The following is a 13,096-nucleotide window of genomic DNA, read 5'->3' as shown; positions in this document are numbered from 1 at the left end:
AGTCAGCCGGTGCGGGGACCGGTCGCCCGGTCCGGAACCAGTTCCGGGCGGGGCGCGCGGATCGGGGTCGTGGTGGCGACGGCGGCGACGGTGAGGCAGGCGAGCCCGGCGGCGAGGCAGACCGGTGCGGTGCCGTACCGGGCGACCGCGCCGGTCAGCACGGTCGCGCCGAGCGGCCCGAGCGCGGAGTGCAGGGTCCAGAACGCCGAGGTAACCCGGCCGAGCAGATGTTCCGGGGTGACCTGCTGGCGTAACGACATCGAACAGATCCCGGCCAGGCCGGTCCCGAACGTGTAGGTGGCGACCGGCAGGGCGAGCACGGGTACCTGTCGGGTCAGTCCGACACCGGCGACGGCCAGGCCGCCCAGCGCGTACGCCCCGATCCAGCACGCGCCGAAGCCCAGTGCACGGCGGACCGGCGCGACAAGTAGGGCGGCCACGATCGTGCCGCCGGCCGCGGCGGCGAGGACGTGCCCGACGGAGCCGTCGGAGCGGCCGAGATCGTGCTTCACGTGATAGACGAAGACGTCGGTCAACCCGATGGTCAGGAAGGTCAGCACCGACAGCAGGAGCGTCAGCGTGCGCAGCACCGGATGCCGCCACAGGAACCGCACCCCGACCAGCAGGTCGGCCCAGCCGGAACGGTCCGCCCCGCCGCCCCGCCCGGTGCTGTCGGCAGGGGCGTCCCGGGCACGGCGTCCCGCCGGCACACGCAGCCGGACGAAGCAGAGGCCGAGGGCGGCCAGCGCGAAGCTGCCGGCGTCGATCGCGATCGCGGCGGTCGGACCGACGGCCGCGCAGAGCAGCCCGGCCAGCACCGGACCGACGACGCCGGCCGCCGCGTACGTCGCGTAGAGCTGGCCGTTGGCCCGGGTGATCCGGTCGGGGCCGACCAGCGCCGGTACGGCGGCCACGTAGCCGACCTGGAAGACCATGCCGGCGGCGGCGCAGGCCGGCGCGACCAGGAACACCAGCCAGAGTTGCGGCCCGAGGAGCCAGCCGAGCGGGATGCTGGCATAGCCGGCGGCCCGGCACAGGTCGCAGCCGAGCAGCAGGAGCCGGCGGTCCACCCGGTCGACCAGGTGACCGGCGACTGTCCCGGCTCCCACCGACGCGGCGCCGACCAGCCCGGTCAGCAGGCCCATCCGGGCCACCGAGCCGGTCGCCTCCAGCACCAGCAGCGGCACCGCGAGCAGCGAGAAGGCGTCGCCGAACGCGGAGAGGGCCTGCCCGGCCCAGAACAGCGGGAAGTCCCGGTCCCGCCGGGCCGCCCGGTCGCCCGAGGACCCGTGGTCGGAGGTCGTGGAGCCCGCCGGCGCGGTGGTCACCTGCCTGAGCTGGCCGAGCGGGACAGCTTTCGCAGGGTGTCGACGATCCACTCCTCGGCCCGGGGCCGGGTCACCCCGAGTTCGACCAGGATCCGCGCGCCCGGTTCGTCCTCGGTGGCGAGCAGGCCGAGCAGGATGTGCTCGGTGCCGACGTAGTTGTGGCCGAGCCGGAGCGCCTCGGCGAAGGTACGGTCCCGCACCTGTTTGGCTCCGGCGGAGAACGGCAGGTGGTCCGAGCCATCCGCCGACCGCACCGGCTCAGCGGTCGGGTGGGCGCCGGCTGCGGCGGGAGCGGGAGCGGGGCCGGTCCCGGGTACGCCGGCCCGGATCTGCTCGGCGGAGACGCCAAGTGCGGTGATCGCCCGGCCGGCCAGGCCCGCCGGCTCGTGCAGGATGCCGAGCAGCAGGTGTTCGGTGCCGACCTCGGCGCTGCCGGCGTACCTGGCCTCGGCCTGGGCCTGCGTCACCACGTTGCGGGCCCGGTCGGTGAACCGGGCGAGGACGCCGGCCGGAATGGCGTCGTCCTGCTCGGCCCGCCGGGTCACGAAGCGCTTCTGCACGGCCTGCTTGCTGACGCCCATGCTCTGCCCGATCTCGGTCCACGAGGCACCGGAACGGCGGGCCTGGTCGACGAAGTGTCCGATCAGGTGGTCGGCGAGGTCACCGAGGTACTCGCCGACGAGTACCGCGTCGGCGACCCGGTCGAGGGGGTCCCCGGCGGGATGCTGGCGGCGGACGTACTCGATGAGGTCGTCGAGACGAACCGGCAGGCGCTCCATGCGTCAACCGTAAGTTGACGCAGACGAATCGTCAACCTGCGGTTGACCGGCTGGATCGTCCGGATGGTGCCGAAGACCGGGACGCTCAGACCGGTACGCCCGGTCGGCGCCCCCGGTCGGCGACCGCCTCCCGCATGCCCCGGACCGCGAGCTGGTCCGCCCGCTCGTTCTCCGGATGCCCCGCGTGCCCCTTCACCCAGTGCCACCGCACCTGGTGGCGGGCGGCCGCGGTCTCCAGCCGCTGCCACAGGTCGGCGTTCTTGACCGGCTGCTTCGCGGCGGTCTGCCAGCCGTTGCGCTTCCAGTTCGGCAGCCACTTGGTGATGCCGTCCCGGACGTAGGTGCTGTCGACGTAGATCTGCACCGCCACCGGGCGGGTCAGGCTCTCCAGCGCCCGGATCGCCGCCATCAGCTCCATCCGGTTGTTGGTGGTCGGCACCGCCTCGCCGCCGTGGAGTTCCTTCTCCACCGTCCCGTACCGCAGCACGGCGCCCCAGCCGCCGGGACCGGGGTTACCGCTGCACGCGCCGTCGGTGAAGATCTGCACGACCTGCTCTGCCACCCGGGCAACATACCTGCCCGGTCAGCCGAACAGCGCGCTGACCGACTCCCCGTTGTGGATCCGGCGCATCGCCTCGGCCAGTGCCGGGGCCACGGAGAGCACGGTGAGCTTGTCGGTGTGATCGCCCGCCGGGATCGGCACCGTGTTGGTGCAGACGATCTCGGCGACGTCCGGCTCGGCCGAGAGCCGGCGCAGCGCCTGCGCGGCGAAGAGCCCGTGCGTGCAGGCCACCCGTACGCTGCGCACCTTCTGCTCGCGCAGCCGGTCGAGCAGCTCGAAGACCGTACTGCCCTTGGCGATCTCGTCGTCCAGCACGATGACGTCCCGGTCGACCACGTCGCCGATCACCGTGCTGATCACCACCTTGTCGTCGGAGAACCGCTGCTTGGCCCCGGCCGCCACCGGCACCTTCAGCAGCCGGGCGAACGCGGCGGCCTGCTTGGCGTTGCCGAGGTCCGGCGAGACCACCACCGTGTCGGTCAGGTCGTAGCCCCGGAAGTGCGTGGCCAGCTCGCGCAGCGCGTGCAGGTGGTCGACCGGGATACTGAAGAAGCCGTGCACCTGCGGCGAGTGCAGGGTGAGCGCCAGGATCCGGCCCGCTCCGGCCGTACTGAGCAGGTCGGCGACCAGCCGCCCGCCGATCGAGATGCGCGGGGCGTCCTTCTTGTCGCTGCGGGCGTACGCGTAGTGCGGCATCACCACCGTGATCCGGCCCGCCGAGGCGCCCCGGGCGGCGTCCAGCATCAGCAGCAGCTCGACCAGGTGCTCCTGCACCGGCGGCACCAGCGGCTGGATCAGGAAGACGTCCCGCTCCCGGCAGTTCGCCTGCAACTGCACCTCCAGGCAGTCGTTGGCGAACCGGGAGATCCGGATGGGCAGCAGGGGGACGCCGAGGTGGTGGCAGATCTCGGTGGCGAGTTCGGGGTGGGCACTGCCGGTGAAGACCGCGATGTCACGCACGGGGCCACTCTAGTGAAACGGCGGCCGGCCGCCCGGACCTGGACGTCGGCGGCGCCCCCGTGTCGCCGGCCGGCCGCCGTCGCCGGGTCGCCGATGGTGTGCCAGCACCGACGATGGAGTGGCGATTGACGGCGCTTGCCGGTGTTGTCGGTTTGCCCAGCGAACCCGATTGTCCGGCAGATCGCGTTCCGTCGAACGGTTCCGAGGGTATGGCGCGATCATTTCGCGCCGGCAACGAACCCCTCGCGGCCGGCGCCGACCATGTCCGAGCTGGAGGGGGAACGAGATGGCTCTCACCCGACGTGGCTTCCTCGAGGCGTCCGCCGCGACGGCCGTCGGCACACTGTGGACGACGGGGGAGCGGGCGGCACCGCCGGACTTTCCGGCCGGGGTACCGGTGCGGCGCGAGGCGTACCGGAACTGGGCCGGGGAGATCCAGGCCGAGGGTGTCTGGACCTGCACCCCGCGCGACGCGGCCGACGTGCTGGCCGTGACCAACTGGGCCTACCGGAACGGCTACCGGGTGCGGGCCCGTGGCTACCGGCACACCTGGGCACCGCTGACCGTACCCGCCGACGGCGCCGCCGACCGGACCGTCCTGGTGGACACCACCCGGCACCTGACCTCGATGGCGGTGCTCGCCACCGCACCGGCGGCGGTACGCGTGCAGACCGGCGCCTCGATGGACGACCTCCTGGCGTTCCTGGAGGAGCACGGGCTCGGCGTCACCAACACCCCCGCCCCCGGCGACCTGAGCGTCGGCGGGGTGCTGGCGATCAACGGGCACGGCACCAGCGTGCCGGCCGACGGCGAGACCCGGGCACCCGGACACAGCTACGGGACGCTGAGCAACCTGATCCTCTCGCTCACTGCCGTGGTCTGGGACGCGGCGACCGACGGGTACGTGCTGCGCACCTTCGACCGCGCCGACCCGGAGTGCGCGGCGCTGCTCACCCACGTCGGCCGAACCTTCGTCACCGAGGTCACGCTGCGGGTCGGCGCCAACCAGAACCTCCGGTGCGTCAGCCGGGTCGACATCCCGGCCGCCGAGCTGTTCGCCGCACCGGGCACCGGCGGGCGTACCCTGACCAGCTTCGTGGCGGCGGCCGGCCGGGTCGAGGCGATCTGGTTCGCCTTCACCGACAACCCGTGGCTGAAGGTCTGGAGCGTCAGCCCGACCCGGCCGCTGACCTCCCGGCCGGTGCTCACGCCGTACAACTACGTCTTCTCCGACAACGTGCCCGAGCCGGTCTCCGAGCTGGCCGAGCAACTGCTGGGCGGGGCCTGGGAACTGACCCCGACGTTCGGGCAGGTGCAGTACACCACCGCCGCCGCCGGGCTGACCGGCACGCTCGCCACCGACCTCTGGGGTCCGTCGAAGAACCTGCTGCTCTACGTCAAGCCGACCACGCTGCGGGAGACCGCCAACGGGTACGCGGTGCACACCAGCCGGGGCTCGGTGCAGCGGGTGGTGCACGAGTTCGCCCGGTTCTACCAGCGGCAGTTGGCCGCGTACCAGTCCCGGGGGGAGTTCCCGGTCACCGGGCAGGTGGAGATCCGGGTCGCCGGAGTGGACCGGGCGGCCGATGTCGGCGTACCCGGGGCGCAGCCACCGGCACTGTCGGCGGCCCGGCCCCGGGCAGACCACCCGGAGTGGGACTGCGTGGTCTGGTTCGACGTGCTCACCTTCCCGACCGCGCCCCGGGCACACGCCTTCTACCGCGAGATGGAGAACTTCTTCTTCGGCACCTACACCGGCTCGTACGCCGGTTGCCGGGTCGAGTGGTCGAAGGGCTGGGGCTACACCGACGCCGCCGCCTGGGCCGACCCGACGATGCTGACCCGGACCGTCCCGGACTCCTACCGGCAGGCGCCCGACCCGACCTGGGACCGGGCGGTGGAGCAGCTGAACGGCCACGACCCGCACCGGGTGTTCAGCAACGCCTTCCTCGACGTGCTGCTGCCAACGACGTCCTGATCCCGGTCGGCGCCGACCGCCACCCCCCGGTCGTCCTGCGCCCTGGGCGAACAGGGTTGGTCCGCGTCGGGCCGGGATGCGGGAATGGGTACCGGCACCCGTCCGGCCGACCGGGGGAGGAAGCGATGCGGGATGGCGCGGCGTACGACGAGATCGCCGACTGGTACGAGGCGGAGTTCCTGCCCCAGCGGGCCCTCGCCGAGGACGAGTTGGAGGTCGCCCGGACCCTGCGGCTGCTGCTCGGCCCCGGCGACGGCCCCTGCCTGGAGATCGGCTGCGGCACCGGCGTCTACGCCGAGCAGGTCCGCGCTCTCGGCCGCAGTCCGATCGGGGTGGACCTCTCCGCCGGGATGCTCCGGTACGCCCGGGACCGCCTGCCGACCGTCTGGGCCGACGCCGGCCGGCTGCCGGTCTCCGACGGCACACTGCCGGCGGTCGTCGCGGTGATGGTGCACACCGACATGCCCGGATACGCCGCGGTGCTCCGGGAGGCGGCCCGGGTGCTCGCGCCTGGCGGGGTGTTCGTGCACGTCGGCGTGCACCCGTGCTTCTGCGGTGGCTTCGCCGACCGCACCGACCGGAACGCGGTGCTGATCCGCCCCGGCTACCGGGACAGCAACTGGACCAAGGAGTCCTGGACCGACCGGGGGATCCGGGACAAGGTCGGCGCGACCCACTGGCCGCTGTCCGAGCTGTTGCAGATGTTCCTGGACGCCGGGCTGACCTTCGAGCGGTTCGCCGAGGGGGGCAGCCCGACCCCGATCGTCCTCGCCGCCCGCGCCCGCCGGTCAGGCTGAGCCCGCTGTCGGGTGCGTCGCCGGTCCGGTGCGTCGCAGTCAGGTGTGCGGCTCAGGCGGCTGTTCCCGTCGGCGGCGGTTCGGGGCGGACGGTGCCGGCGAGGCGGCGTAGCGCGGCGTCGTGCAGCGCCGGGGTCCGGGCGAAGAGCGAAGGTCCGGCGGCCGGCCGGGACCGCCCGTCGAATCCGCTGTACCGGCCACCCGCCTCGGTCACGATCAGCGAGGTGGCGGCGAAGTCCCACACCTGCCCCCGGGTCTGCACCGCGAGGTCCAGCTCGCCCCGGGCCACCAGCAGTGCGGCGTGGGTGCGCCACGGAACCGTCGTGGTGACCGCCGAGAGCGCGGCGATCATCTCGCGTTCGGCCGGATAGACCTGTTCGTCCGGCGGCACCACCCCGAGTCGGCTGCCAGCCGGAAGGCCGGCCGGAAGATCGGCCGTCCCGGTGCCGCTGGTGGCCGCTGGGGTGCCGACGGTGCGGAGCAGGCGCTCACCGGTCACCGCCGTACCGGAGATCTCCGCCTGGTAGGCGCCACCGCCGCGCCGGGCCCACCAGATCGTCCGCTGTGCCGGCACCGCTGCCACCCCGACGACGATCTCGCCCGCCTCCTCCAGGGCGACCAGCACCAGCCAGCGGTCGTCCCCGGCGACGAACTGGGCCGTACCGTCGATCGGGTCGACGATCCAGCGCCGGCCGCCGCTGCCGATCTGCCCGACCTCCTCACCGAGGATCGCGTCGTCGGGCCGGGCCTCGGCGAGCACCTCCCGGATGGTCGCCTCGACGGCCCGGTCCGCCTCGGTCACCACGCTGCCGTCCGGCTTCCGCTCCCGGTCGAGCCGGCCAAGGTCGGCGAAGTACCCGAGTCCGACGGCGGCACCGGCCAGCGTGGCCCGCCGGGCAAGAAGAAGATCGTCGTCCACCGGCCCATCCTCCCGCCGCGACCACCGGGGGAGGCGGGCGGGGGCGGCTACCGGTCCGGGGGCGGTGCCTGGCGTCGGCTCAGTTGTTGACCGGGGTCATCCGCAGGGCCAGGGCCGGGCACATCCGGACCGCCTTGCGGACACCACCCTCCAGCCAGGTAGGCACCGGGGTGGACGGGAACGACGGGAAGCCGTTGGAGTCCAGCCGGACGAACTCCGGCGCCACGCTGGCGCAGAGCCCGTGCCCGTCGCAGCGGGACCAGTCCACCACCAGCTTGGAGGTGGGGGCGTCGGCCGCGTTCGGCAACCCGAGGACGCCCTTCACCTTCCTGCCGCAGGTGCCCCGGGCGGCGTGCGCCTCCAGGTCCTCGGTGAAGATCTCCAGGGCCGAGGTGGCGAACCGCGCCGTACCGTCCGGGTGGCTGCACGCGCCCCGGCCCTTCACCGCACCGGCCGCCGCCCGGACCACCTCGGCGGCGGCGCTGCCACCGACGATCAGGTCCAGGGACCGGGCCAGGTCCGGCAGGCCGAGCCGGCACGGCCCGCACTGCCCGGCCGACTCACCGGCCAGGTAGGTGACGACCTGGGCGGCCTCGCCGAGCGGGCACACCTCGGCACTGAGCGGCATGATGATGCCGGCGCCGAGCGCGCCGCCGACCTTGGCGAACCCGGCCCGGGACACCTCGGCGGTGGCGGCGCCCTCCGCGCTGATCCACTTGCCGTGGTAGCCGCCGGTGAGCACGCCCGGCCCCTCCGGCGTCTCGCAGAGTTCGAGTACGTCCTTCAACGGGATGCCGGTCGGGCACTCCACGACGGCCGGCCGGCCCGCCGCCCCGGTGACGGTGAGCAGCACGGTGCCGGGTTCGTCGGCGGTACCGACGGTGCCGTACTCGTACGGGCCGAGTCGGGCGGCGAGGGCGAGCTGGGCGTACGTCTCGGCGTTGGAGAGCAGCGTCGGCAGGCCGCCCACCCCGGTGTCGCTGGCCCGCACCTTGCGCCCCGGCGGGATGTGCGCCTCGCCGTTGATGCCGCGCACCAGTGCGCCACCCTCACCGGAGATGAACCGGTGCGGCACGGTGACGATTCCGGTGCGTACCGGCATCCGGCGCTCGGCCAGCGCGGCGGTCAGGGACGCCTGGCCGATCCCGTCGTCGGCGACCCCGATGACGATCTCGTCGGCGTCCAGCGCGTAGGCGGCGATCGCGGCCCCGTCGAGGATCAGGTGCGGCGCGCGGGTGAGCAGCGCCTTGTCCTTCCAGGCGCCGGGCTCGCCCTCGGTCGCGTTCACCACCACGACGGTCGGCAGATCCTGCCGGTCCGCCGACTCCAGCACGGCCCGGAACTTGCGGCCGAACGGGAAGCCGGCGCCGCCCTTGCCCTTGAGTTCGATCCCCTCGACCAGCCGGAGCAGGCCCTTGGGGGAGAGCGGGTTGACGGCACCGTGCACCATCTCGTGCGCGGTCAGGTCGAGCCGGCCGAACTCGTCGAATCCGGCGGTGAGCCGGGGCTCGCCGAAGCAGGCGACCGGGGGTACGGCGGTCAGGCTCACCGCGCTTCACCTTTCAGACTGGTCCAGTAGGCGCCATCGTCGGACGGGTCGTCGGAGTCGTCCCGCCGCCGGGAGGAGCGGCCGGACGGCTCGTCGGACCTGCGGGACCGGCGGGTGGCGAGGTCGATCAGGGCGGGCTTGCCGCCGTCGTCATCGTCGTCGTCGTCCGCTCCGGGGACGAGGTTGGGCTCGTACCGGGCGGCCCGGCCCCACTCCGCGATGCTCTCCTCGGCCTCGTCGGCGCCGCCGCCCCGGGCCCGGCTGTGCCGGCCGGAACGCTCGGTCGGTTCCTCGTCGGCGGCCCGCCGCCGGCCGGCCCGGGTGGTGCCGCCGGTCGAGGTCGGCTCGTCGGCGGGCTCCCGCCACGACCGCCGGCCCGACCCGTCCGTGCTGTCCCTGTCCCGTCGCGACCGCCGGCCCGTGCCCGGCTCGTCGCGGTCGGCGCCGCCGGACGTGTCGTCCCAGGCGCGCGGCCGGCCGTACGTCGAGTCGTCCGCGTCGCCGCGCCGACGATCCCACCGGTCCTCGTCGCCGTCGGCGCCCCAGCGCCGGGGGCTGTCCCAGGGCAGTTCGGCGTCCCTTGGCATGTCGTCGGGGTCCGCACCCCCGGACATGGTGCCGGGCGGCGGCACCTCGGGTACGGCGAACCGGTCGGACCGGCCGCGGGGCGCGTACGTGCTGTCGAGTTCGCCGGCCCGGGCCCAGGCGTCGATCGCCGCCTCCGAACCGCCGCGCAGGTCGGTGAGGCTCTCCTTGCGGCGCCGGCCACCGCCCTGGGTGTCGTCCATCCGGCCGCCGTACCCGTCCCGGTCGTCCCGGCTGGCCCGGGGCGACCTGGTCTCGCCGCGCCGCCCGCCGAGGGTGTCGGAGTCGTCCCACCGGTTGCCCCGGCCGCCACGTCGGCTGCCGCCGCCGAGGGTGTCGTCCTCCCACCGCCTGCGCCGGCTCCGGCCGGCGTCCCGGGCCGGGGAGTTGGCCCGGCTGGCCCGGATCTCGTCGGCGGTCCGGCGCTTGGCCGGCGCCATCGAGTTGGTCCGGCCGGCCGCGCCCGGCTTGCCCGAGCGGCCCGGCTTGCCGGGGCGGGTGCCGGGGGAGAGCGAGCCGCTGACGCCCTGCTCCGCCCGCTTGCGGTTCAGGGTGACCGAGAGCCGGATACCCAGCAGCGCCAGCACGATGGCCATGCAGAGCAGATAGCTGAGGGTGACCCAGGTGGCGGCGGCCCGGCCGGCCTGGAGCCCGTGCACCAGCGCGATCGGCCAGGCGGCGTACGAGATGCTGTGCAGGGTCCGCCACAGCCAGGGCTTGCCGACTCCGGCGAACCGGGCCCGGACCAGACCGGTCCAGAGCACCATCACCATCATCGCCCCGGCCACGGTGCCGAGCCCGACGTAGACGCTGGCGCCGCTGACGAAGGGCAGCAGCGCCTTGCCCGGGCTGATGTGCCCGGCCGAGATCTTCGTCAGCACGTGCAGCACCAGGCAGAAGACGGCGATGATGCCGAGCGACCGGTGGGCGGACTGGAGGAGTACCCGGTGCCGGATCAGCAGGACGATCCGGTCGGTCGCCACCAGCCCGATCATCACGGTCAGGCTCAGCGAGACCAGGGTGGCCGGCCCGGCGAAGAACGTCATGTAGACGAACATGTAGGCGTTGATCAGCCCGCCGATCGGGCTCAGCATCGCCGCCGCCCAGACCGCCGCCAGCACCGACACGACGATCACCGCGACCGCCCCGCCGGGCTTCGGTGTGCTGCCCCGGCTGGTGAAGCTCATGGGGACGCTGGCACGCTGAATCTGTCTCGTCCGGGCCATCTGCTCCTCGATCTTCCGCCTCGGCGCGCCCACCACCACGCCCCGCCTGCCACCCGTCTCGCGACGGGCACGGCCGCCTATTGTGCCCCGTCCCGAGAGCGCCACTTTGGGCGGAGTCGTACCGCCGCGCGTCGCTCGACGGCGGTCCGACCCCCATCAGGTACGGGAAAACGGGCCGGGGGGATGAGTCCCCTGCCGATTATGTTTCACGATCGGTGGAGTTGGCTGCCCCCGGGGGGCGGGCAATCCGGGTCAACCGGTGAAGAGTTTCGCCGCCGTGATTACAGTCTGTACAACCCCGTACCCGAGGAGTACGGCGACCAGCAGCCAGGAGATCCACAATCGGCCGGACCGGCCGTCCGGTTGCCCGCTCGTCGGGTGCCGGTCCTCCGGCGTACCGGTCGGCCCGGCCGCCGTACCGTGATCGGTCGTGGCGGTCCGGGCACCCTGCGTGGCGTCCGGGCTCGGGGTGGCCGGCGCTGCGGTCCGGACCGGCTCGTGGAAGTCCGTCGGCACCGGCCGGATCAGCAGGTTCGCCACGAATCCGACCGCCAGTACGCCGACCATGGTGAACAGGGCCGGCTGGTACGCGGAGGCGGTGAGGGTGCCCGGCTTGCCCTGTGCGTCCAGGAAGCCGTTGACGATCAGCGGGCCGGCGATCCCCGCCGCCGACCAGGCGGTCAGCAGCCGTCCGTGGATCGCCCCGACCTGGTAGGTGCCGAAGAGGTCCCGCAGGTACGCCGGCACGGTGGCGAAGCCGCCGCCGTAGAAGGAGAGGATGACGCAGGCCAGCAGGACGAACAGGGCGGTGGCGGTGGAGCCGACGACGGCGAGCAGGGCGTACAGCACCATGCCGACACCGAGGTAGACCAGGTAGATCGGCCGTCGCCCGATGACGTCCGAAGTGGACGACCAGACGAACCGGCCGGCCATGTTGAACAGCGACAGCAGCCCGACGAAGCCGCCGGCCGCCGCGATGGTGACGCTCGACGTGCCGCCGTCCCGGAAGAAGTCCTGGATCATCGGGCTGGCCTGTTCCAGGATGCCGATCCCGGCGGTGACGTTGCAGAACAGCACGATCCAGAGCAACCAGAACGAGCGGGTGCGGATCGCGTTCGACGCCGAGACGTTCGCCGTGGTCACCAGTGGCCTGGCGGCCACCGTACCCGGGTCGAAGCCGGCGGGACGCCAACCCGGCGCCGGCACCCGGACGTTGACCACCCCGAACATCATGATGGCGAAGTAGCCGAGACCGAGGGTGACGAAGAGCCCGACCAGGGCGCCGCCGGAGGCGACCGAGCCGGAGTTGCCCGGGTCGTAGTTCGGGTCGTAGAACGAGAGCAGTTGCCGGGAGAGCGGGCTGGCCAGCATCGCGCCGCCGCCGAAACCCATGATGGCCAGGCCGGTGGCCAGCCCGGGACGGTCCGGGAACCACTTGATCAGCGTGGAGACCGGCGAGATGTACCCGATGCCGAGACCGATGCCGCCGAGCACGCCGTAGCCGAGGTAGACCAGCCAGAGCTGCCCGGTCGCGATGCCCAGCGCGCCGACCAGGAAGCCGGTGGCCCAGAAGCAGGCCGAGACGAACATCGCCTAGCGCGGCCCGTTCGACTCGACCCAGGTGCCGCCGAGCGCGGCCGAGAGGCCGAGCATCACGATGGCGATGCTGAAGATGATCCCGATCGCGGTCTGGCTCGCGTCGAAGTGCGCGATCAGGGAGTTCTTGTAGACACTCGTCGCGTACGCCTGGCCGATGCACAGGTGCACGGAGAGTGCGGCGGGCGGTATCAGCCAGCGGCTGTAGCCGGGTGGTGCGACGGTGTGGCGGTGGTCGAGTGCGGAGAGCAGTGGCACGACGTACCTCGCTTGGGCGGGGGCGAGGCGTGGCGCGGTGTCACGGATCGGCGTCCCGCGTCGACGCCAGGCGTAGTGGCTTCGGATCTCGGACGGAACCTATGCCTGGGAAAGCGCCATCTTGATCAATGGCTGCTCGACGCAGCGCCGGACGGTCGACCACCTGAGCCGAGCGGTAGTTCGCATATCGTACGCAGTCGACGTATCGCCGCAGCATCGACGCGTGGCACGGCTGGGGTTGGGCGCGGGCGTGGGCATTTCGAATAGGCTGGCAGCCGTGGACACGCTGCTGGGGATGCTTATCGTCGGCGGCGGGCTCGGCGTGCTGCTGACCGGGTTCGCCTGGCTGGCCCGGCACGTTCGACGCAGCGGCGTCGGCGCGCAGGTGATGGGCCCGATCGACGAGGCGTGGAATCCCGGTGCGCATCGCTGGCGGCAGGAGATCGAGGTCCAGGAGCAGCGTGTACTTCCGTCGGCCAACGCCGACGACCACCCGCGCCTGGGCCCTCGGTTCCGATGATCCCGTAGCGTTCGGCCTGTTCGGGCAGGCCGGACGCTA

Annotated in this window: 10 protein-coding genes and 1 pseudogene; 3 read left to right on the top strand and 8 right to left on the bottom strand. The window is 73.1% G+C overall.

What is annotated here, in order from left to right; genetic code table 11:
* Positions 1 to 2: 2 nt before the first annotated feature.
* The 4 genes from O7626_RS15290 to O7626_RS15275 form a co-directional block, all read right to left on the bottom strand.
* Positions 3 to 1,328, bottom strand: coding sequence for an MFS transporter (locus tag O7626_RS15290; RefSeq protein WP_278061826.1), 1,326 nt, complete (start codon positions 1,326 to 1,328; stop codon positions 3 to 5).
* Positions 1,325 to 2,107, bottom strand: a complete 783-nt coding sequence (locus O7626_RS15285; RefSeq protein WP_278061825.1) for a Clp protease N-terminal domain-containing protein — start codon at positions 2,105 to 2,107, stop codon at positions 1,325 to 1,327. Before O7626_RS15285 ends, O7626_RS15290 begins: the two co-directional genes overlap by 4 nt.
* An 85-nt stretch (positions 2,108 to 2,192) precedes the next feature.
* Entirely contained in the window at positions 2,193 to 2,669 is a 477-nt protein-coding gene (gene rnhA / locus O7626_RS15280) for a ribonuclease HI (protein WP_278061824.1), read from the bottom strand.
* Between the two features lie 21 nt (positions 2,670 to 2,690).
* Entirely contained in the window at positions 2,691 to 3,629 is a 939-nt protein-coding gene (locus tag O7626_RS15275) for a ribose-phosphate pyrophosphokinase (protein WP_278061823.1), read from the bottom strand.
* Positions 3,630 to 3,915: 286 nt separating this feature from the next.
* Between O7626_RS15275 and O7626_RS15270 the strand changes: the two genes are divergently transcribed.
* Both O7626_RS15270 and O7626_RS15265 read left to right on the top strand, forming a co-directional pair.
* Positions 3,916 to 5,607, top strand: coding sequence for a cholesterol oxidase substrate-binding domain-containing protein (locus tag O7626_RS15270; RefSeq protein ID WP_278061822.1), 1,692 nt, complete (start codon positions 3,916 to 3,918; stop codon positions 5,605 to 5,607).
* Positions 5,608 to 5,732: 125 nt separating this feature from the next.
* Positions 5,733 to 6,404 carry a class I SAM-dependent methyltransferase gene (locus O7626_RS15265; protein WP_278061821.1) on the top strand — a complete coding sequence of 224 codons (672 nt, stop codon included), beginning with the start codon at positions 5,733 to 5,735 and terminating at the stop codon, positions 6,402 to 6,404.
* Positions 6,405 to 6,456: 52 nt separating this feature from the next.
* On the opposite strand, the gene O7626_RS15260 is transcribed toward O7626_RS15265, so the two are convergent.
* The 4 genes and pseudogenes from O7626_RS15260 to O7626_RS15245 all read right to left on the bottom strand — a co-directional run.
* Positions 6,457 to 7,323 carry an inositol monophosphatase gene (locus O7626_RS15260; protein ID WP_278061820.1) on the bottom strand — a complete coding sequence of 289 codons (867 nt, stop codon included), beginning with the start codon at positions 7,321 to 7,323 and terminating at the stop codon, positions 6,457 to 6,459.
* Positions 7,324 to 7,402: 79 nt separating this feature from the next.
* On the bottom strand, positions 7,403 to 8,872 hold the full coding sequence (locus O7626_RS15255; RefSeq protein ID WP_278061819.1) for an NADH-quinone oxidoreductase subunit NuoF family protein: 1,470 nt from the start codon (positions 8,870 to 8,872) through the stop codon (positions 7,403 to 7,405).
* Positions 8,869 to 10,644, bottom strand: a complete 1,776-nt coding sequence (locus O7626_RS15250; RefSeq protein ID WP_278061818.1) for a hypothetical protein — start codon at positions 10,642 to 10,644, stop codon at positions 8,869 to 8,871. The genes O7626_RS15255 and O7626_RS15250 overlap by 4 nt, the downstream gene beginning before the upstream one ends.
* A gap of 531 nt (positions 10,645 to 11,175) precedes the next feature.
* Positions 11,176 to 12,531, bottom strand: a pseudogene (locus O7626_RS15245) (OFA family MFS transporter); the annotation flags it as partial.
* Positions 12,532 to 12,814: 283 nt separating this feature from the next.
* On the opposite strand from O7626_RS15245, the gene O7626_RS15235 reads away from it, so the two are divergent.
* Complete coding sequence (locus O7626_RS15235; RefSeq protein WP_278061815.1) at positions 12,815 to 13,057, top strand: hypothetical protein; 243 nt, start codon at positions 12,815 to 12,817, stop codon at positions 13,055 to 13,057.
* The last annotated feature ends 39 nt before the right edge of the window (positions 13,058 to 13,096 follow it).

Source organism: Micromonospora sp. WMMD1102, from assembly GCF_029626265.1.
Taxonomy (GTDB): domain Bacteria; phylum Actinomycetota; class Actinomycetes; order Mycobacteriales; family Micromonosporaceae; genus Plantactinospora.
This window is presented reverse-complemented; position numbering and strand designations above follow the sequence as displayed.

Excerpts from the sequence above, each read along its gene's own strand:
- O7626_RS15270 (WP_278061822.1), top strand. The coding sequence starts at position 3,916 with ATGGCTCTCACCCGACGTGGCTTCCTCGAGGCGTCCGCCGCGACGGCC.
- O7626_RS15285 (WP_278061825.1), bottom strand. The coding sequence starts at position 2,107 with ATGGAGCGCCTGCCGGTTCGTCTCGACGACCTCATCGAGTACGTCCGC.
- O7626_RS15250 (WP_278061818.1), bottom strand. The coding sequence starts at position 10,644 with ATGAGCTTCACCAGCCGGGGCAGCACACCGAAGCCCGGCGGGGCGGTC.
- O7626_RS15265 (WP_278061821.1), top strand. The coding sequence starts at position 5,733 with ATGCGGGATGGCGCGGCGTACGACGAGATCGCCGACTGGTACGAGGCG.